Source organism: Marinobacter sp. (assembly GCF_041984545.1).
Lineage (GTDB): Bacteria > Pseudomonadota > Gammaproteobacteria > Pseudomonadales > Oleiphilaceae > Marinobacter.
Genome location: NZ_JBHIXV010000016.1, coordinates 61,197 through 81,666, shown reverse-complemented (window position 1 = coordinate 81,666; position 20,470 = coordinate 61,197). Strand labels below are relative to the sequence as shown.

The 20,470-nt window shown below is 59.6% G+C and carries 18 protein-coding genes; 6 read left to right on the top strand and 12 right to left on the bottom strand.

Annotation, left to right across the window (positions count from 1 at the left end; translation table 11 throughout):
- Positions 1 to 56: 56 nt before the first annotated feature.
- Genes tal through ACFC20_RS09670 form a run of 4 tightly spaced genes read left to right on the top strand, consistent with a single transcriptional unit; the run spans position 57 to position 3,473 of the window.
- Positions 57 to 1,022 (top strand): transaldolase, encoded by a 966-nt coding sequence (gene tal / locus ACFC20_RS09685; RefSeq protein WP_375192819.1) that lies wholly within the window; start codon positions 57 to 59, stop codon positions 1,020 to 1,022.
- A gap of 41 nt (positions 1,023 to 1,063) precedes the next feature.
- Positions 1,064 to 1,513: a TerB family tellurite resistance protein gene (locus ACFC20_RS09680; RefSeq protein WP_375192818.1), complete on the top strand. Its 450-nt coding sequence runs from the start codon at positions 1,064 to 1,066 to the stop codon at positions 1,511 to 1,513.
- Between the two features lie 11 nt (positions 1,514 to 1,524).
- The gene (locus ACFC20_RS09675) at positions 1,525 to 2,652 is read left to right on the top strand and encodes a 3-deoxy-7-phosphoheptulonate synthase (RefSeq protein WP_375192817.1); all 1,128 of its coding nucleotides are present in this window, start codon (positions 1,525 to 1,527) and stop codon (positions 2,650 to 2,652) included.
- Positions 2,649 to 3,473: a glycerophosphodiester phosphodiesterase gene (locus ACFC20_RS09670; protein ID WP_375192816.1), complete on the top strand. Its 825-nt coding sequence runs from the start codon at positions 2,649 to 2,651 to the stop codon at positions 3,471 to 3,473. The genes ACFC20_RS09675 and ACFC20_RS09670 overlap by 4 nt, the downstream gene beginning before the upstream one ends.
- A 6-nt stretch (positions 3,474 to 3,479) precedes the next feature.
- On the opposite strand, the gene sthA is transcribed toward ACFC20_RS09670, so the two are convergent.
- The 10 genes from sthA to ACFC20_RS09620 form a co-directional block, all read right to left on the bottom strand.
- Positions 3,480 to 4,871 carry a Si-specific NAD(P)(+) transhydrogenase gene (gene sthA / locus ACFC20_RS09665; RefSeq protein WP_375192815.1) on the bottom strand — a complete coding sequence of 464 codons (1,392 nt, stop codon included), beginning with the start codon at positions 4,869 to 4,871 and terminating at the stop codon, positions 3,480 to 3,482.
- Between the two features lie 63 nt (positions 4,872 to 4,934).
- Positions 4,935 to 5,177: a (Na+)-NQR maturation NqrM gene (gene nqrM, locus ACFC20_RS09660; protein WP_375192814.1), complete on the bottom strand. Its 243-nt coding sequence runs from the start codon at positions 5,175 to 5,177 to the stop codon at positions 4,935 to 4,937.
- 11 nt (positions 5,178 to 5,188) lie between these two features.
- Complete coding sequence (locus ACFC20_RS09655; RefSeq protein WP_375192813.1) at positions 5,189 to 6,238, bottom strand: FAD:protein FMN transferase; 1,050 nt, start codon at positions 6,236 to 6,238, stop codon at positions 5,189 to 5,191.
- 9 nt (positions 6,239 to 6,247) lie between these two features.
- On the bottom strand, positions 6,248 to 7,474 hold the full coding sequence (gene nqrF, locus ACFC20_RS09650; RefSeq protein ID WP_091986264.1) for an NADH:ubiquinone reductase (Na(+)-transporting) subunit F: 1,227 nt from the start codon (positions 7,472 to 7,474) through the stop codon (positions 6,248 to 6,250).
- 37 nt (positions 7,475 to 7,511) lie between these two features.
- Positions 7,512 to 8,120, bottom strand: a complete 609-nt coding sequence (gene nqrE / locus ACFC20_RS09645; protein WP_375192812.1) for an NADH:ubiquinone reductase (Na(+)-transporting) subunit E — start codon at positions 8,118 to 8,120, stop codon at positions 7,512 to 7,514.
- The gene (locus ACFC20_RS09640) at positions 8,120 to 8,785 is read right to left on the bottom strand and encodes an NADH:ubiquinone reductase (Na(+)-transporting) subunit D (RefSeq protein WP_091986267.1); all 666 of its coding nucleotides are present in this window, start codon (positions 8,783 to 8,785) and stop codon (positions 8,120 to 8,122) included. The genes nqrE and ACFC20_RS09640 overlap by 1 nt, the downstream gene beginning before the upstream one ends.
- A gap of 2 nt (positions 8,786 to 8,787) precedes the next feature.
- The gene (locus ACFC20_RS09635; RefSeq protein WP_375192811.1) at positions 8,788 to 9,591 is read right to left on the bottom strand and encodes a Na(+)-translocating NADH-quinone reductase subunit C; all 804 of its coding nucleotides are present in this window, start codon (positions 9,589 to 9,591) and stop codon (positions 8,788 to 8,790) included.
- Positions 9,584 to 10,792 (bottom strand): NADH:ubiquinone reductase (Na(+)-transporting) subunit B, encoded by a 1,209-nt coding sequence (locus ACFC20_RS09630; RefSeq protein ID WP_091986270.1) that lies wholly within the window; start codon positions 10,790 to 10,792, stop codon positions 9,584 to 9,586. Before ACFC20_RS09630 ends, ACFC20_RS09635 begins: the two co-directional genes overlap by 8 nt.
- A gap of 4 nt (positions 10,793 to 10,796) precedes the next feature.
- A complete protein-coding gene (locus ACFC20_RS09625) occupies positions 10,797 to 12,143 on the bottom strand; it encodes a Na(+)-translocating NADH-quinone reductase subunit A (RefSeq protein ID WP_375192810.1) in 1,347 nt (448 codons plus the stop codon).
- 270 nt (positions 12,144 to 12,413) lie between these two features.
- Positions 12,414 to 13,868, bottom strand: a complete 1,455-nt coding sequence (locus tag ACFC20_RS09620; RefSeq protein ID WP_375192829.1) for a glyceraldehyde-3-phosphate dehydrogenase — start codon at positions 13,866 to 13,868, stop codon at positions 12,414 to 12,416.
- Positions 13,869 to 14,102: 234 nt separating this feature from the next.
- Here ACFC20_RS09620 and mfd point away from each other — a divergent pair, with 234 nt between their 5' ends.
- Positions 14,103 to 17,630 (top strand): transcription-repair coupling factor, encoded by a 3,528-nt coding sequence (gene mfd / locus ACFC20_RS09615; protein ID WP_375192809.1) that lies wholly within the window; start codon positions 14,103 to 14,105, stop codon positions 17,628 to 17,630.
- A 35-nt stretch (positions 17,631 to 17,665) separates the two neighbouring features.
- The gene (locus ACFC20_RS09610) at positions 17,666 to 18,472 is read left to right on the top strand and encodes a CsiV family protein (RefSeq protein ID WP_375192808.1); all 807 of its coding nucleotides are present in this window, start codon (positions 17,666 to 17,668) and stop codon (positions 18,470 to 18,472) included.
- Here ACFC20_RS09610 and ACFC20_RS09605 read toward each other — a convergent pair.
- On the bottom strand, positions 18,447 to 19,235 hold the full coding sequence (locus tag ACFC20_RS09605) for an S-methyl-5'-thioinosine phosphorylase (protein WP_375192807.1): 789 nt from the start codon (positions 19,233 to 19,235) through the stop codon (positions 18,447 to 18,449). The two genes, ACFC20_RS09610 and ACFC20_RS09605, sit on opposite strands and share 26 nt — an antisense overlap.
- A complete protein-coding gene (locus ACFC20_RS09600; RefSeq protein WP_375192806.1) occupies positions 19,232 to 20,458 on the bottom strand; it encodes a mechanosensitive ion channel family protein in 1,227 nt (408 codons plus the stop codon). Before ACFC20_RS09600 ends, ACFC20_RS09605 begins: the two co-directional genes overlap by 4 nt.
- Between the last annotated feature and the right edge of the window lie 12 nt (positions 20,459 to 20,470).

Sequence of the window (20,470 nt, the reverse complement as noted above, 5' to 3'; positions counted from 1 at the left end):
GCCAGCGCCCGGGAGTCGGGCGTGCCAGTAACAGATCAACCGGGACGACAGAACGAATGACCAGCAAACTTGAACAACTGAAAGCCATGACCACAGTCGTGGCCGACACCGGCGATATCGAGGCCATTGCCAAGTGGCGGCCGGAAGATGCCACCACCAATCCGTCGCTGCTGTTGAAAGCCGCCGCGTCCGAGGCTTACCGCCCGATGCTGGACAAAGCCGTGGCCGAGGCACGCCGGCAGGGCGGGTCCGATGCCGAGCAGTTGACTGTGGCCACGGATACCCTGGCGGTACTGGCCGGAAAAGAGATCCTGGGCCTGATCCCGGGCGTGGTATCCACCGAAGTGGACGCGCGCCTGTCCTTTGACACCGAAGCCACTCTGGAGCGCGCCCGCCGACTGGTGGAGCTGTACGATCGCCAGGGCGTGGACACCAGCCGAGTATTGATCAAGATCGCCTCTACCTGGGAGGGCATTCGCGCGGCCGAGCAGCTCGAGAAAGAAGGTATCCGTTGCAACCTTACCCTGTTGTTCTCGTTTATCCAGGCCGCCGCCTGTGCCCAGGCGGGTGCCTTCCTGATTTCACCCTTCGTGGGTCGTATCCTCGATTGGCACCTGGCCAACAGTGGTCGGGACAGCTACGCCGCCGCGGAGGATCCCGGGGTATTGTCGGTAAGCCGGATCTACAATTACTACAAGACTAACGGGTTCGATACAGTGGTCATGGGCGCCAGTTTCCGGAACACCGGCGAGATTGAGATGCTGGCCGGCTGCGACCGCCTCACCATCAGCCCGGCCCTTCTGCAGGAACTGCAGGACGATACAGGGGAGCTGCCGCGCCGACTGGCACCCGGGTCTGCCAGCAGTCAGGACCGTCCCGGCGCCATCGATGAAAAGCTGTTTCGTTGGGAGTCCAATGAAGACGCCATGGCCACGGAAAAACTGGCCGATGGCATTCGCCGGTTCACCGCCGACCAGATCGAGCTGGAGCATCGGGTGCGGCAACTTGCCAAAGCCGCCTGAGAGCAGGCCCGACCGACCGTAGTGGAGCAGATAGCCAAACCATGATCGAGCGACTGAAAAAGCTCTTTGCCAGCCCCGAGGGCAATCAGCCGGAACCCGACAGCCACCAACTGGCCGTGGCGGCCACCGCCCTTATGGTTCAGCTGTCGAGGGTCGACCAGCACGAGGACGAACGGGAGCTGAAGGCCATTGTCGACGGCGCGGTAAAAGCGCACCAGGTGTCGCGGGAGGAAGCCGAGGAAATCCTGGCCGATGCGCTTAGCCATGCGGACGATGCCGTCTCAATGTACGAGTTTACCGGTCTGATCAACGAGCACCTCAACCAGGAGGACAAACAGGCCCTGCTCGAGAGTATCTGGCGCGTGGCCTTTGCCGATGGTCGTATCGATAAATACGAGGAACACCTTATTCGCCGCATGGCGGACCTGCTGCATCTTAATCACAGAGAGTACATGCAGGCGCGGCACCGGGCTGAAGACACCGGTTCCTGAAAGGAGACATCATGCTAGCCATTCTGCATCCGAACATTTCGCTGGACAGCGAGGAGTACCGCACCACCCTGCACTACCTGGAGCATCTGCCGGGAGTATCGATCCGGGTCCACGAGGTACAGGGTGCCAGCCAGCGGTTAACCGAGATCTATCTCCTGGGGGAAACCAAGTCCCTCAACAAGGAAGAAATCGAAGCCCTTCCCGCTGTTGAGCGCGCCATCCGTATCTCGGAAGACTACCGGATCCTTGGCCGGCACCGGGACGATCGTCGCCAGAGCGGGTTCACCTACAACGGCGTGGAGTTCAGCCAGTCCAACCTGAATGTCTTTGCGGGGCTTTGCGCCGTGGATGTACCAGAGCACGTCGAAATGATGATGCAGGCCCTGGAAGATCACGGCGAGGTATGCACGCGCATGGGCGCCTACAAGCCGCGTACCAACCCCTATTCCTTTCAGGGCCACGGCCGGGGCTGCCTGCCCTGGGTGTTCGAGAAGGCCGGCAAGCACGGCATCAAGGTGATCGCCATGGAGATCACCCACGAGAGCCACATTGAGGAAATCGACAACTGTCTCGAAAAACTGGGCCGGCCAACCGGTGTCATGCTGCAGGTGGGTACCCGCAATACCCAGAACTTTGAACTGCTGAAGGCCATCGGCCGCCAGAGCACCTACCCGGTTCTGCTCAAGCGGGGGTTCGGTATTACCCTGAACGAATCCCTGAACGCGGCCGAGTACCTGGCCAGCGAAGGTAATGCCAACGTCATTTTCTGCCTGCGCGGCATGAAAACCGAGGCCGGCCAGCCGCACCGGAACATGGTCGACTTTGCCCATGTGCCCGCCGTCAAGCGCCTCACACGTATGCCCGTGTGCGTGGACCCATCCCATTCCGTGGGTAGCCGGGAACAGTCCCCCGAAGGCATCCTGGATGTGATGCACGCCACCGCGCAGGGCGTCATTGCCGGCGCCAACATGGTGCTGGTGGATTTCCACCCGAAGCCGGAAAAGGCTCTGGTGGATGGCCCGCAAGCCCTGTTGATGAATGAATTACCGGCGTACCTGGAGGACATCCGGCTCTGCCACGACACCTGGAAAAAACGCCAGGCCATCTATGACCGGCTGAAGGAAAACACAGCAGAATGATCGTCTACGGACACCGGGGCGCCAAGGGAGAAGCGCCCGAGAATACACTTCCCGGATTTCGCCACGCCTATCGGCATGGCATTCGCCATTTCGAGCTGGACCTTGTTCTTTCAAAGGATGGCAAGCCGGTGCTGGTCCACGACCTGTCCGTGGACCGTACAACCAGCCAGAAGGGGAACATCAGCCAGTACACCGCCCAGGAACTGGCAGCCATGGATGCCCGGCGTAATACCAGCTCCTGGCCCACGGCAACCGGCATCCCCACATTGGAGGACCTGCTGGATCAGTTCAGCGATCTGGAGCATCTGCAACTGGAGGTAAAAAAGGACAAGCGTCAGCGACTCAACATCCTGTGCAATCGCCTGACCGAGATCATCCAGCGGCGGGATCTGTACGAAAAGGTCGCCATTACGTCCTCCGACACCTGGTTTCTGCACGAGATTCGCCGGCGCAACCGGAATATCCGCATCGGACTTGTCAGCGACCGGAAATTTCCCAAGCCCATCAATGTGGCTACCCGGCTACACTGCGAGTACCTCTGCATCAACTGGAAGCTGTGCTCAAAAGAGCTGGTTGAGAGCGCCCATCGGCGGGGAATGCATGTATCCACCTGGACGGTGAACCGCATTCACGACATGTTGCAACTGGAAGGCATGGGCGTGGACAGCATTATCACCGACTATCCCACGAGCACCCGGATGTTCTTTGATAACCGGTCCCGCACCCTGCTGAATCTGCCCGTTCAGGAGACGATCGAAACGGTTGGGGAGGAAGGGATCGGGCCGGATAAATCGTTCCATCTCAGCCCGAGTTCCCGCTGACCCGGATCAGAAGATCCGGTTCAGCCCATTCAGCGCGGCCACCCGATAGGCTTCCGCCATGGTCGGGTAATTGAACGTGGTATTGATGAAGTAGTTCAGGGAGTTGGCCTCCCCTTCCTGGTTCATGATGGCCTGGCCGATGTGCACGATCTCGGCAGCCTGGTCGCCAAAGCAGTGAATCCCCAGGATCTGGCGCGTTTCCCGGTGGAACAGGATCTTCAGCATGCCCACCGCCTCACCGGTAATCTGGGCGCGCGCCAGGTCCTTGAAGAACGCCTGCCCCACTTCGTAGGGTACCTTGGCCTCGGTCAGCTCGCGCTCGGTCTTGCCTACGGAGCTGATCTCAGGAATGGTGTAGATGCCGGTTGGCACGTCAGAGACGAACCGGAAGTACTCGTCCTGAACGATGTCCGAGGAGGCTGAGCGGCCCTGGTCGTAGGCAGCGCTGGCCAGGCTCGGCCAGCCAATCACGTCGCCTGCGGCGTAGACATTCTCCACCTCGGTCCGGTAGTGCTCGTCCACCGCCAGCTGGCCACGGCCGTTGGGCACCAGGCCAATGTTTTCCAGACCGAGTTTCTCGGTATTACCGCTGCGCCCGTTACACCATAGGAACGCATCGGCGCGGATTTTCTTGCCCGACTGCAGCGAAAGCACCACGCCATGGTCATCGCCCACCACGCTTTCGTACTGCTCGTTGTGACGCACCAGCACACCGTTGTTACGCAGGTGATAGCTGAGCGCATCCGAGATTTCATCGTCCAGGAACGTCAGCAGCCGGCTGCCCGGGTTGATCAGGTCCACTTTCACACCCAGGCCAGCAAAGATTGACGCGTACTCAGAACCAATAACCCCGGCACCGTAAATCACGAGGGTGCGAGGGGTGTGCGACAGGTTGAGAATGGTGTCGGAGTTGTAGATCCGGTGGTGGCGAAAATCCACATCGGGCGGCAGGTAAGGCCGTGAGCCGGTGGCAATGATCGCCTGCTTGAAGTGCAGGATTTCCGAGGACTTGCTGCCACGGACCTCAATGCGATTCTTGTCGATAAAAGATGCGCGGCCGTTGATCAGATTCACCCGGTTACGGGCGTAGAACTGGGTCCTCAGCTTTACCTGTTTGCCGATCACCTTCTGGGCATTCTGGAGCACCCTCGGGAAGGAAAACCAGCGCGGCTCGCCGATATCCCGGAACATCTGGTTGGTATTGAAGGTAATGATCTGCTTGACGGAGTGACGCAGCGCCTTGGAGGGGATGGTGCCCCAGTGAGTGCAGTTACCACCAACGGTCGGCTTGTCCTCGATGATCGCGACACGTTTGCCGTGTTTCGTCGCATTCATCGCCGCGCCTTCGCCGGACGGTCCGGCGCCGATAACGACGACGTCGTAATGATGTTCTGCCATGCGCGCAGTGACTCCTTATCTACGTCGTGGGTATGTATTGTGCGTCAGCAACACCGGGTCGGCTTATTGCCCGTCTGCCCTGGTCGCATCGTAAGCGAGCTCTTCGCCGCCCTTCCTGGCAAGGCGCTCGTTTTCCTCTTCGCATTTTTTGGTGTTGCCACCACAGATCTCGCAGGACTGGCTGATGCCGAGGGCACCAATGCCGCCACAGGTGCCACTGATCGGCTTGCGACCGAAAATCACGCCAATCGACATGGCCGCCACCAACAGCACCACAATAAACAGAACCAGAAGAAAGGTACCCATGTTGCCCTCCCCTATTGAGTCACAAAGGACGAAAAGGCCGGCGTCTGATGCGTTTCGAAGCCGTCTTCCGTCCGAACAATAAAATAGGCGGGAATGTTTTCCCGCACCGCGAGTTCGTTGGCTCGCTCGTATCCCATCACGTTAAAGCCCGTGGCCAGGGCGTCTGCGGTCATGCAGTCGTCTGCCAGAACCGTAACCGAGGCCAGGTTATGAGTAATGGGCTCACCGGATTCCGGGTCTATTGTATGGGAATAGCGACGACCTTCCGATTCGTAATAGTTACGATAATCACCCGATGTTGCCATAGCGCGGGATTCCAGCGCCACCACACGGTTTACCTGCCGACCCTCAGATACCGGCTGCTCAATCGCGAGCCGCCATGCGCTGCCGTCAGGCTTGCGGCCGTTCACACGCACTTCGCCGCCAATCTCCACCAGGTACGCCTTGATGCCCTCTCCCTCGAGAAACCGCGCCACCACGTCCACGCCGTAGCCCTTGGCAATGGCGGACAGGTCAACGTACTGGGCTGGCGTCGCCCTCACCGCCGGCGGGTCCGCCCTCAGCTCAAGTTTCTCGAAACCGGTTGCAGCCAGCACCTGATCCAGCGCCTCTGGCGAAGGCACCTGCTCTGGCCGCGCCTCGGGTCCAAAACCCCAGAGGTTGACCACCGGGCCAATGGTCACATCAAAGGCGCCACTGGTCAGCCTCGAGACCTCCTGGGCGGTCTGCAGCACTTCCAGCATGCCGTTCGACACCGGTACCCATTCGGACTGGTCGACCATCCGGTTAAACCGGGAGAGTTCGGAATCGGCGCGCCAGGTAGACATGGACGCATCCACGTTCTCCAGAACGGCTTCGATGCCACTGGCCAGAGTCTCGAGCCTTTCCTGATCTTCCGTCAATACGACATTAATGTGGTAGGTGGTGCCGAATACCGGGCCGGAGATCTCCCAGACCTGTTCCTCGGGCTGAAACGAACAACCCGCCAGAACAACCAGGGCCAGCGCTGAAAGCGCGCTGGCCAGGGTCACCCTGGCGGGTCGAATCATGCGGGATGTCATCTGTCGTGCTTAGCCCCCGAAGTCATCCAGCATGATGTTCTCATCTTCAACACCCAGATCCTTGAGCATCTTGATGACGGATGCGTTCATGATAGGGGGCCCGCACATGTAGAACTCGCAGTCCTCAGGCGCCGGATGGTCCTTGAGGTAGTTCTCGTAAAGCACGTTATGGATAAAGCCGGTCGGGCCTTCCCAGTTGTCTTCCGGCAGCGCGTCGGACAGGGCCACGTGCCACTCGAAGTTGTCGTTCTCTTCCTGAAGCATGTCGAAGTCTTCCACGTAGAACATCTCGCGGACGCTTCGTGCCCCGTACCAGAAGCTGATCTTACGCTTGGAGTTCAAACGCTTGAGCTGGTCGAAGATGTGAGAGCGCATCGGCGCCATACCGGCACCACCACCGATGAACACCATCTCGGCATCGGTCTTCTTGGCGAAGAATTCACCGAACGGCCCCATCACGGTCACCTTGTCACCCGGCTTCAGATTGAACACATAGCTGGACATGATGCCCGGCGGATGGTCGGTACCCGGAGGCGGCGTAGCAATACGGATGTTGAACTTGAGCACGCCCTTCTCTTCCGGGTAGTTCGCCATGGAGTAGGCCCGGATAGTCTCTTCCTTGTTGACGGCCTTGTAGCGCCAGATGTTGTGCTTGTCCCAGTCCTCGTGGAATTCTTCCTCGATATCGAAGTCCTTGAAATCGATCTCGTAGGGAGGACACTCCAGCTGCACGTAACCGCCGGCGCGGAAGTCGACTTCCTCACCTTCAGGAAGCTTCAGTACCAGTTCCTTGATGAAAGTGGCAACGTTGTGGTTGGAGATAACCTCGCACTCCCACTTCTTGACGCCGAAGAACTCTTCCGGCACTTCCACCTTCATATCCTGTTTCACAGGAACCTGGCAGGACAGACGCCAGCCTTCTTTCTCTTCACGGTTGGTGAAGTGGGTCTTCTCCGTTGGCAGCATGGCACCGCCGCCTTCCAGCACCTTGCATTTGCACTGTGCGCAGGTACCACCGCCGCCACAGGCGGAGGACAGGAAAATACCGTTGTTGGCCAGCGTACCGAGCAGCTTGCCGCCGGCTTCGGTCTTGACCGTGTGTTCTGGATCGTCGTTGATCTCGATGGTCACATCACCGGTGCTTACCAGCCTGGACCGGGCCGCAAGAATCACTGCGACCAGGGCCAGTACGATAACGGTGAACATGACCACGCCAAGAATGATTTCTGTATTCATGGTCTCGCCTTTTCGTTAAACCGAATCACCGGGTGGATTACAGTGAGATACCGGAGAAGGACATGAAGCCCAGGGACATCAGACCAACCGTAATGAAGGTGATGCCCAGGCCACGCAGGCCCTCGGGAACGTCACTGTACTTGAGCTTCTCTCGGATTCCCGCCAGCGCAATGATAGCCAGGGCCCAGCCAAGGCCGGCACCGAAGCCGTACACCAGACTCTCGCCGAAGGTGTAATCCCGCTCAACCATGAACAGGGAGGCACCCAGAATGGCGCAGTTCACGGTGATCAGAGGCAGGAACACGCCCAATGCGGCATAGAGAGCCGGGATGTACTTGTCCAGTACCATTTCCATGATCTGGACAATCGCGGCGATAACGCCGATGTACGTCAGCAGGCCGAGAAAGCTCAGGTCCACGTTCGGCAAACCCGCCCACGCCAGCGCTCCCTCACGGAGAATGCTGTTATAGAGCAGGTTGTTTACGGGAACGGTGACCGTCAGTACAACCACCACGGCAATACCGAGACCGGTTGCCGCCTCGATCTTCTTGGAGATGGCCAGGAAGGTACACATCCCCAGGAAGAACGCCAGCGCCATGTTTTCAACGAAAACGGCCTTAAGAATCAGACTGATATAGTGTTCCATCAGAAGGCCTCCTTGGCGACGTGACGAGACATCTTGTAATCCGGCTCTTCAACCTGCTCCGGTTTCCAGGTACGCAGGCCCCAGATTGCCAGACCAATAATGAAGAACGCGCTCGGCGGAAGCAGCAACAGGCCGTTCGGAATGTACCATCCGCCCTCGTTGACGACCGGCATGATGGACACGCCAAACAGCGAGCCGGCGCCCAGCAGTTCACGGAAGAACGCCACGAAGATCAGCAGTACGGAATAACCAAGGCCGTTACCGATGCCGTCCAGGAAGCTGAGCCATGGACCGTTTTTCATGGCGAAGCCTTCCGCCCGGCCCATCACGATGCAGTTGGTAATGATCAGACCAACGAACACCGACAATTGCTTGGATATCTCATAGGCGTAGGCCTTGAGCACCTGGTCCACCACGATAACCAGGGAGGCAATGATGGTCATCTGGACGATGATCCGGATGCTGCCCGGAATCTGGGTCCGCACCAGCGAGACCGCCAGGTTGGAGAACGCCGTTACTGCGGTTACCGCAGCACACATGACCAGAGTCACGTTCATGCTGGTGGTCACCGCCAGCGCCGAACAGATACCCAGGATCTGCAGGGCAATCGGGTTGTTGCTGAAGATTGGTTCGAAGAGAACCTGTTTGGCGGATGCATCTGCCATGATCAGACCTCCCCTTCACGAAGTTTTTTCAGGAAAGGCGCGTATCCGCGGTCGCCCATCCAGTAATTGACAAGCTGCTGCACACCACGACTGGTCAGGGTAGCACCGGAAAGCGCATCAACCTTGTGCTCCTTTTCCGGCGTGTTGGCACTGACGCCGCCTTTCACCAGCTGGATCTGCGGCTCGGTCTTGTCCTCGTTGTAGAGTTCCTTGCCGGTCCATTGCTGCTTCCAGCGAGGGTTGTCGACTTCACCACCCAGTCCCGGTGTTTCAGCGTGGGCATAAAAGCCGAGGCCTTCGATGGTGTTGAGATCGCCTTCAAGCGAAATGAACCCATACAGCGTTGACCACAGGCCGTAACCGTGAATCGGCAGAACCACCCGGGTGATCTCGCCGTTCTCGCTCATGGTGTACACCTTGGCTACGTTGGGCCGGCGCTTGATGCCCGCCTTGTCTTCCGAGGAAGGAATGTTGACCGACATGGCCGGATCAGACGCCGCCTTGTACATGTCGTACTTCATCGGGTCCTGCACGCCCACGGCGGACGGCTCAACAAATTCGCCGGTATCGAGGTCAACTAGCCGGACGTCGAACTTTGCGAACTGCTGCTCGATCTCATCGGCACTGGAGCCGGGCTCCAGCATGCCGGCCGCCGACAGGATGTTGGTCTTGATATCCAGGTTCTGGTTCTTGATCTGCGCCGGGCGCAGCATAACGGCCGCGGTGGAAACCACGACCGAGAAGGCAATACTCAGAACCAGCGCAACGATCAGTGTGCGGGAGACGGTTTCTTTAGCTTTAGCCACGAGCGAGCCTCCGTTTGATGTTGGCCTGAACCACGTAGTGGTCCATCAGCGGCGCAAACAGGTTAGCGAACAGGATCGCCAGCATGATGCCTTCCGGGAAGGCCGGGTTGATCACGCGGATCAGCACGGTCATCACGCCCACGAGGATGCCGAAGCACCAGCGACCGGTGTTGGTCATGGCCGCTGAGACGGGATCCGTTGCCATGAACATCATGCCGAAGGCAAAGCCACCCATCACGAGATGCCAGTGGGCCGGCACACCGAAGAACGGGTTGGTGTCAGAGCCAACCAGGTTCAGCAGCAGCGACATGCCAATCATGCCGATTAACACACCACCCACGATGCGGTAGCTGGCAATCTTCATCACCAGCAGAATCAGGCCTCCGATGAGAATGGCCAGGGTGGAGGTTTCGCCCATGGAACCCTGAATGGTGCCGATGAAAGCGTTCATCCAGCCAATCTGGCTCTCGAGCGCTTCCAGGCCGCCAGACGCTGCCCAGCTCAGGGCGGTTGCGCCGCTGAAGCCGTCGACAGCGGTCCACACGGTGTCACCGGAAATCTGGGCCGGGTAGGCGAAGTAGAGGAACGCGCGGCCGGTCAGCGCCGGGTTCAGGAAGTTCTTGCCGGTACCGCCAAACACTTCCTTACCGATCACCACGCCGAAGGTAATACCGAGGGCCACCTGCCACAGGGGGATGGTGGGCGGGCAGATCAGCGCGAACAGCACGGAGGTTACAAAGAAGCCTTCGTTCACTTCGTGACGACGCACGGTGGCAAACAGGACTTCCCAGAAGCCACCCACCACGAACGTCACGAAGTAGATGGGCACAAAGTAGGCCATGCCGTAGACGAAGTTATCCCATACGCCGGCACCAGCGCCGGTTACCGCCAGCGCCTGGATAAAGGCCGTGCGCAAACCGCCATCGGCCACCATGGCATCCGGATTGGCCGCCAGGAAGCTGTTGGCCTGGAAGCCGATGTTCCACATACCGAAGAACATGGCGGGGAAGGTACACAGCCACACGGTAATCATGATGCGCTTGAGATCAACGCCATCACGCACGTGAGCCGTGGTTGAGGTCACCTTTCCGGGAGTATAGAAAATGGTGTCCACGGCTTCGTAGAGCGCATACCAGCGCTCATACTTGCCGCCCTTTTCAAAATGATGCTCGATTCCATCGAGAAACTGTCTGATAGCCATCGTATTAGCCCTCGATCTCGATTCGGGTCAGGTTCTCGCGGAGAATCGGACCGTACTCATATTTACCCGGGCACACGAATGTGCACAGCGCCAGATCTTCTTCATCCAGCTCCAGTGCACCGAGCTTCTGTGCCATTTCGGTGTCGCCGACAATCAGCGAGCGCAGCAGCTGGGTCGGCAGGATGTCCAGGGGCATGATCTGTTCATAGGCTCCCACCGGCACCATGGCGCGCTCACTGCCGTTGGTGGTGGTAGTGAAATTGAACAGCTTGCCGCGCGCTAGCTTGGACAGGTAGATGTTGAGCACCGAGAACTTGTTCGGGCCCGGCGACAGCCAGCCCATGAACTCGCGCTTGTTGCCCTCTTCCAGCACCGAAACCTGGTTGGCAAACCGACCCAGGTAGGCACAGGGGCCATCCGCCCGGCGACCACCGAACACGGATCCGGAAATGGCCCGCACGTCGCAGTCTGTGGCAATCTCGCCATCCAGGAGTTCCGGCAGGAAGGCACCGACACGGGTACGCACCAGTCGGGGCTTCAGGGCCTTCGGACCGCCGATGGCCACGATCCGCTCGACCGGCAACTCACCGGTTTCAAACAGCTTGGCGATGTCGATCACGTCCTGATAGTTGATGGTCCAGACCGTCTTGCTGACGGAAACAGGATCGAGATGATGGATATGGGTACCCACATTGCCAGCCGGATGCACACCGTCAAACTGGTGCACTTCCACCGCATCTGACTTGGGAACAGACACATTGGAGCCGGGCTTGCCAGTCACGAAGACTTTGCCGGTGGTCAGCCTGGTGAGCAGGGTCAGGCCTTTCTCGAACGCCTGGCTGTTCTCTTTGATGATCACGGTCGGATCCGCCGCCAGAGGGTTGGTATCCATGACCGACACAAAAATGGAATGGGGGGCCGAGTCGATTGCAGGCACCTTGCTGTAAGGACGCGTCTTGAACGCCGTCCAGAGACCCGACTCCACCAGATTGTCAACAACCTGCTGACGTTCCAGGCCCGCCAGGTCTGCCTCACTGTAACGGGCAAAGGTTTCCGCATCGTCGCCATCAATTTCGATAACGATCGACTGGAACACCCGCCGCTCACCGCGGTTAATTTCTTTCACAACGCCGGCAGCCGGAGAAGTGTAACGAACGCCCTCGGTCTTCTTGTCCGTGAACAGCAGCGTGCCGCGCTTGACACGGTCCCCCTCTTTCACAGCCATTGTCGGCTTCATGCCGATGTAGTCAAAACCGATCAACGCCACGTGGCGAACGGGTTTGCCATCTGTAATGGTCTGTTCGGGAGCGCCGCTGATGGGAAGATCCAGGCCTTTTTTGATCTTGATCATTAGCCTCGTCCAATCATCAGAAACTGTTTAATGGATTCGTAACGCCCGACCACTGCGGCCCAGGAAGTGAATGAGAAACGGAGTGCCAGACGTACCCAAAATCGCGCCAATTATAAGGATTAAGGAATTCTATTTCCACCAGAAACCAGAATGGGTTTGTACCGCTTCGTAAACCGCCCACTTCACACTCTGGCACAAAAGAAAAACCCCGACAGCTCTCGCTGCCGGGGTTCTCAGGGCCCGAATGTTCACCGGGACGCCAGGCGCAGATCAGTCCCGTGCGCGCTTGGGAAAGATCGGATAGGTAACACCAGCCATCTGGTTGACCACGCGAACCACCTGGGCGCTGTAGCCGAACTCGTTGTCGTACCAGACATACAGGATCAGGCGCTTGCCGCCAGCAATCGTTGCCTGCGCATCCACCACGCCGGCATGACGTGAGCCAACGAAATCGGTGGACACCACCTCCGGAGAGTTCACGAAATCGATCTGCTTTTGCAGCTCCGAGTGCAGAGCCATGTCTCTCAGGTAGTCGTTCACTCCGGTCACATCCACCTCTTTCTTGAGGTTCAGGTTCAGGATGGCCATGGACACATTGGGCGTCGGCACCCGGATCGCATTACCGGTCAGCTTGCCTTTCAGGGCCGGCAGGGCCTTGGCGACAGCCTTGGCCGCACCTGTCTCGGTAATGACCATGTTCAGGGGCGCACTGCGGCCGCGGCGACTGCCCTTGTGATAGTTGTCGATGAGGTTCTGGTCATTGGTATAGGAGTGCACGGTCTCCACATGGCCGTCTTCAATCCCGTACTCGTCATCGATAGCTTTCAGCACCGGCGTGATGGCGTTGGTGGTACAGGAGGCCGCCGAGAGAATCTTGTCTTCGTCGGTAATCCAGTCGTTGTTGATGCCATAGACGATGTTCTTGATGTCGCCCTTGCCCGGGGCAGTCAGGATAACCCGGCTCACGCCCTTGGACTTGAGATGCAGCCCAAGGCCGGCTTCGTCACGCCACTTACCGGTGTTGTCCACCACAATCGCATTGTTGATGCCGTACTGAGTGTAATCCACCTTGTCCGGACCGTCGGAATAGATCACCTTGATGTAGTTGCCGTTGGCAATCAGGGCAGATTCTTTCTCATCCACGGTGATGGTGCCATCGAACGGACCGTGAACGGAATCGCGGCGCAGCAGGCTGGCGCGCTTCTCGAGATCGTTATCGGCACCGCCGTTACGAACCACGATTGCACGCAGGCGCAGGTTGTTGCCGCCGCCGGCCTTCTCGATCAGGATACGGGCGAGCAAACGACCAATGCGGCCGAAACCGTACAGCACCACATCCTTGGTGCCCTTGTTGGCGTCTTCCTCAGATTGCGCCGGATACTGCCCCACAATCGGTCCGATCTCGCGCTTGAGAAACTCGGTCAGATCGCCACCCTCGGCCTTGAACTTGACGGCGAGCTTGCCGATATCCACGTGGGCACGACCCAGCTCAAGCTTGTCCATGGCCTGCAGAATGGGCAGCGTGTCGTGGACAGACAACTCGCTGTCCTCAACCTGACGCACAAACCGGTGGGCGCGGATGATATCGATCACCGACTGGTTGATGATGGCGCGGCCATACACAGACGTAACCACGTTGTTCTTGCGGTAGAGACGGCCGATCAGCGGAATCATGGCTTCCGCAGTGGATTCTCTTTCCGTCCAGTTGGACAGGTGCTGATTGATCTGTTCGTGACTCACGCTTGGACCTCTGCAGTTGGCACTTGGAAAATTGGGCGCACATTATCCAACTTAATCCTCCCGACCGCAAATACAGCCGGCCCCCGCCGTCGTATCTTTGCCGCCCGCAGGCGCCCCACGCCAGTGGCCCGGCCGCTGCCATGACAGCATCACCGGCGGGCGTTAGAATACGCGCCTCGTCATCGCCCGGACATCCACCGCAGGAGAACCAGACTGCCCATGAGCCAAGGTGTTACCAACCACCCCGCGTCCAGCCCCATGATTGCCCCGGAATTTCCGGCAAAACCGGGAGACCACCGTACCTGGGGCCAGTTGCATGGCAGCAGCGACGCCCTGGCCATCTGCGAGAGCGCCCGGGCGCATCAGGGGCTGACTCTGGTGATCACCCGCAGCACCGATGAGGCCATCCGCCTTGAGCAGGCCATGCGCTTTTTCCTGGGCCTACCTGCTGAAGAAGATGGTCCGGCGGTAACAACAGATGGCCTGGAGCTGCTCTCGCTCCCCGACTGGGAAACCCTGCCCTACGATCTGTTCTCTCCGCACCAGGACATCACCTCCCGGCGAATCCGCACGCTGCACCGACTGCCCTCCACCCGGCAGGGGGTGCTCGTGGTGCCGGCCCGGACGCTGATGCATAGACTGCCACCGGTAAACTACCTGCAGGGCAACACGCTGCTGCTGGAAGTGGGCCAATCCCTGGACATCGACACCTGGCGCCAGCAACTGGAAGCCGCTGGCTATCGCCATGCGGAGAACGTCTATGAACACGGCGAGTACGCGGTGCGCGGCGCGATTCTGGACATCTTCCCTATGGGCGCCAGCCAGCCCTACCGGATTGATCTGTTCGATGATGAAATAGAAACGCTGCGCACCTTTGATCCTGAAACCCAGCGGTCCATTGACCGGATAGACCGCATCGAGCTCCTGCCGGCGTTCGAGTTTCCCTGGCACAAGGAAGCCCGCTCGGGGTTCCGCAGCCGCTGGTTTGAACAGTTTCCCGATGCGGACCGCGACGTCCCGATCTACCAGGACGTGACCCACGGCATCACACCCCCCGGTATCGAGTATTATCTGCCGCTGTTCTTCGACGAGACCGCAACACTGTTCGATTACCTGCCGGGCAGCACCCATGTGTTCACGGCAGCTGGCCTGAATGAAGCCGTCAGCCATTTCGACAGCGAAACCCGTAACCGCTACGAGGACCGTCGTCACGACCGTCTCCGGCCTATCCTGCCGCCAACCCAGCTGTTCCTGCAGCAGGACGAACTGTTCGGACAGCTCAAGCGTTTTGCCAGGGTCACCTTGTCTTCAGACACCGCCGAATCCGCGGGCTCCTTCAACTGCTCAACGGCCGCCCTGCCTGACGTTGCTATGGATGGTCGGGCCGCCGACCCTTCCGGTCGCCTCAAACGCTTCCTGAACGAATTCAACGGGCGGGTGCTGCTGTGCGCCGAGTCTTCCGGCCGGCGCGAGGCGTTACTTGAAAATCTGGGGGACCAGGGGCTTGAGCTGGCTACGGTGTCCGGCTGGCAGGATTTTCTGGCGAGCCCGGACTGTGCCCTGGCGATCAGCATTGCCCCCATGGAGCAGGGCCTGACACTACCAGACCATGCCATTGCCCTGATTACTGAAACGGCCCTGTTCGGCGAGCGTGTTCTGCAGAGACGCCGGCGGGAAAAACCCACCGAAGCCGATGACGCCGGTTTCCGTGACCTGTCCGAGCTACGCATCGGGGCACCGGTGGTTCACATCGACCATGGCGTGGGTCGCTACCTGGGCCTGGAAACCATCACCGTGGAGGGCGAGTCCAGCGAATTCCTGATGCTGGAGTACGCCGGCGGCTCCAAACTGTACGTTCCGGTCTCCAGCCTGCATCTGATCTCGCGCTACGCCGGCACCGACACCGAACACGCGCCGCTGCACAAGCTTGGCACCGACCGCTGGAGCGCCGCCAAGCAGAAAGCCCTGGAAAAAATTCGCGATACCGCCGCGGAACTGCTGGATGTCTATGCCCGCCGGAAAGCCCGCAAGGGGTTCAGTTTCGAGGACCCGAAAGAGGCCTACCGGGCATTCGCCGCCGGTTTTCCCTTCGAGGAAACACCGGACCAGCAGGTGGCCATCGAGTCGGTGATCGAGGACATGACCAGCGAACGACCGATGGACCGGCTGGTCTGCGGAGACGTTGGTTTCGGCAAGACCGAAGTGGCTATGCGAGCTGCGTTCATGGCGACCTGGTCTGGCAAGCAGGTGGCAGTGCTGGTGCCCACCACCCTGCTCGCCCAGCAGCACTACGAATCCTTCCGGGACCGGTTCTCGGACACCCCGGTGCAGGTGGAACTGCTGAGCCGCTTCCGGACAACAGGCCAGACCAGCAAGGCACTGGAGGCCGTGGAGAATGGCAAGGCGGATATCGTCATCGGCACCCACAAGCTGCTGCAGGGCGACATACGTTTCAAGAACCTGGGGCTGGTGATCATCGACGAAGAGCACCGGTTTGGTGTGCAGCAGAAAGAAAAGCTGAAAGCGCTGCGGGCCGAGGTGGACATGCTGACCCTCACGGCCACGCCAATCCCGCGCACCCTGAACATGGCCATGGGCCATCTGCGCGACCTTTCGATCATCGCCACCCCTCCGGCGCGGCGCCTGTCGGTGAAGACCTTCGTGCGTCAGCGGGACGACGCCATGGTGAAAGAGGCGATCCTGCGGGAAATTCTCCGGGGCGGCCAGGTTTACTTCCTGCACAACGACGTTGCCACCATCGAGAAGACCGCCCAGGACCTTCGTGCCCTTATTCCCGAAGCCCGCGTCGGTATCGCCCACGGGCAGATGCGCGAGCGCGAACTCGAGCAGATCATGTCGGACTTCTACCACAAGCGGTTCAACGTGCTTGTGTGCACCACCATCATCGAAACCGGCATCGACATTCCCAGTGCCAACACCATCATCATCGAACGGGCAGACAAATTTGGCCTGGCCCAGCTGCACCAGCTGCGGGGTCGCGTGGGCCGATCCCACCACCAGGCCTACGCCTATCTTCTGACGCCGCCCCCCAAAGCCATAACCGCAGACGCGAAAAAACGCCTGGACGCCATCTCCGAGGCCCAGGACCTCGGGGCCGGGTTCATGCTCGCCACCCATGATCTGGAAATACGTGGCGCGGGCGAGCTGCTGGGCGAGGAGCAGAGTGGCCAGATCGAGAGCATTGGCTTTACCCTCTATATGCAGTTGCTGGATGAAGCCGTGCAGGCGATCCGGGAAGGCCGAACACCCAATGCCGACCTGCCCCTGAGCCACGGCACTGAAATGAACCTGCGAATTCCCGCACTGATCCCGGAAGATTACCTGCCGGATGTCCACAATCGATTGATGCTGTACAAGCGCATCGCCAGTGTCGGGGACCGGGACGCATTAAAAGAACTTCAGGTTGAGATGATCGACCGGTTCGGATTATTACCGGAGCCGGCAAAAAATCTCGTACGCCAGACCGAGCTTCGATTACAGGCGGAGGCCCTGGGCATCGTCAAAGTCGACGCTGGCAAGGAATGGGGGCGCTTCGAGTTTGGCAGTTCGACACCGGTGGATCCGCTGGTGCTGGTTAAAAAAGTGCAATCCGCCCCTGACCAGTACCGCCTTGAGGGGGCCAACAGCTTTCGCTTTCGGCTGAACGATGCGACAACCGGTGGTAAACTCGACGGCATTTCGAGAATGCTTGCCGAACTTGCGCCGCCCGCCAGCGCCCCGGCTTGATCATGAACGCCCGACAAACACGTGGAGTATGTCCCTTGCAGATTGATGGAATTCGCTGGTACCAGGTCGCAACCAGGGCCACGCTCGCCGCTCTCCTGCTGGCTCTGTCAGCCCTGGCCTCCGCCCAACAGGCCGCCTCGCCAGCCGGACAAACCATACCGGACGACTACTATCGGGCCGAGTTTGTCATCCTGAAACGCATCGTGTCGCCCGAGGCAGTTAATGAAAAGATGGCAGACCGGGAAGTAGAGCCCACGCCGGAAACCGGGGAAGTACTCTGGGCCGTTGGTGAGGACGGCACCGCGCGGACCACACTGAAGCTGGCACCAAGGAACGAACTGCATCTGGCGTCGGCAGCCGAGCGGCTGGAGCGCAGCGGTCGCTACCGGGTACTGGCCACGGCAGGCTGGTATGAAGCGTTTCCGCCAGATTACCAGGGTGAAGCATTGCGGGTTGAGGTGGGAGACTGGCTCGAGGAAGCCAATACCCGCGCCGTGGAGGGCACCATCACGATTGATCGCCAGCGGTACCTGCACGTCAACGTACACCTGAACCACTGGCAGCTGGCGGAGACGACCGATTCAGCGCTCCCGGAAGCGGATCCCGCCGAATCGACAGTTGCCATGGAATCGTCGGCGACCGAGGATGCGGCCGAAGACCCCGGACAATCCGCCAATCCGGCTGCAAATCCGACAATGTCGGCCTTTGCCGAACCCGCTCCCCTGGAACTGGTCACCTGGATTCGTGAAACGCGAAGAATGCGCAGCGAGGAAGTCCACTTTCTGGACTCCCCCACCCTGGGCGTGCTGATTTTCTTCAAGAAGGTTGAGAAAGCGGAGTAAGCACCCCGAGTCCGGCCATCGACACCTCCAGAATCCGCTTCACGCCGGACATACCCTGGTCGATGGCCTCTTCGATCTCTTCCATGGTGATGATGTGGTCGGATTTGCCGGCCGCGCGGTTTACCACCAGCCCGAGACAGACATAGCGCATGCCGAGTTCCGCCGCCAGGGCCGCCTCCGGCATGCCGGTCATGCCCACCAGATCGCAGCCATCACGTTCCATACGGATGATTTCCGCTGCCGTCTCCAGGCGCGGCCCCTGGGTTGCCCCGTACACGCCAAAGCCGGAGAACGGGACATTCTCGGCGCCAGCCGCGTCGATCAGGATCTGGCGGGCACTCTCATCGTACGGCCAGGTGAAATCGATATGGGTGACCGACTCCAGCTCACCCTCAAAGTAGGTGCTGTCGCGCCCCCAGGTGTAGTCGATAATCTGGTCCGGAATCACAACATGGGCCGGCCCCATGTCGGGATGGATACCGCCTACCGCATTGACCCCGATGACCGTGCGCACACCCGCGTCGTAGAGCGCCCGGAGATTGGCCCGGTAGTTCACCTGATGGGGCGGGATCCGGTGAGGGTTGCCGTGTCGCGCCAGGAAAATCACCCGCTGGTCTCCCAGTCGTCCCTCAACCAGCGGCGCAGAGGGCACGCCCCAAGAGGTCTGCACCTCGCGCTCGCCGGAAATCTGCAGGCCGGACAGGGTGGTAAGCCCGGTGCCTCCGATGATGCCTACAGGGTGCATTTTCTCCGGTGCTGTCATTCTGAATCTCCTGAATTCTCGATATCGCCACGGCTGCCACGCGCCTGTTGCCCCCTGGCAGCATTACGCCGCGGCTCCGCATCTTCGGCCTGATCGTCCCCCTCATCCCGATCCTCGCCGGCCAGACGGACACCGTTGGGAAGATGAAGAGTACGGGTCGGAAAGGCGACTTCGGCGCCATAGCCTTCAATGATGTCGCTGATCTTCAGCAACACGTCCTGTTTCACCTCATGGAAGCGAACCCACTCGGTGGTTTTGGTGAAGGTGTACACCATGATGTCCAACGACGACGAATTGAACGCCAGAAAGTTCACAATCAGGGTCTGATCGGAATCAATGTCGTCATGGCCCTGCAGCATGGACTTGATATCGGCAACGATGCTCGCCATTTGCCCGACATCCACGTAGCGGATACCGATGGTTTCGTAGATACGGCGGTTGGTCATTCGCGACGGGTTCTCCACCGCTATGGTGGTGAAGGTGGCGTTGGGGACGTACAGAGGTCGCTTGTCAAAGGTGCGGATGGTGGTCAGGCGCCAACCGATGTGCTCGACCGTACCCTCGATGTTCCGATCCGGTGAGCGCACCCAGTCGCCCACCTTGAAGGGGCGGTCGAGGTGGATGATGAAGCCGCCAAAAAAGTTGGCCAGCAGATCCTTGGCCGCAAAGCCGACAGCGATGCCGCCCACGCCGCCAAAGGCAAGAACCCCCGATATGCTGTAACCCAGGGACTGCATGGCAATCAGCACGGCGGTAATGATGACCACGGCCCTGGACAGCTTGCTCACCGCATTCACGGTGGTGTAATCCATGGGCTTTTGCATCTTCATGGGCGAGATCAGAATATTCTCGCCCTCCTTGATCAGGCGAAGGAGCGTCCAGACCAGGATGAAAATAAAGCCTACCTGAAGGACCGTGGCGTTGGCCTTGAAGATCTCTGCCTCGGAGTAACGGTGGGCCACTTCTGCTGCCCAGTACACACCCTGTAACCAGACAAAAGCGACCACCGGCTTGCGCGCAGCGTGCAGCAGCGTGTCGTCCCAGAGGTTGTTGGTTCTGGCAAATTTCCTTTCCAGGGCTCCGATCACATGGCTGGCCAGATAGGCGACGGCCGCTGTGCCGAAGACCAGCGCAAATACGACGATACCGACGCGCCAACTCTCAGACAGCAAACCGAAATTCTCGATCCAGCTGTTCACCATCGCTGTGATATCCCCGATCATCGGATTCCTCGG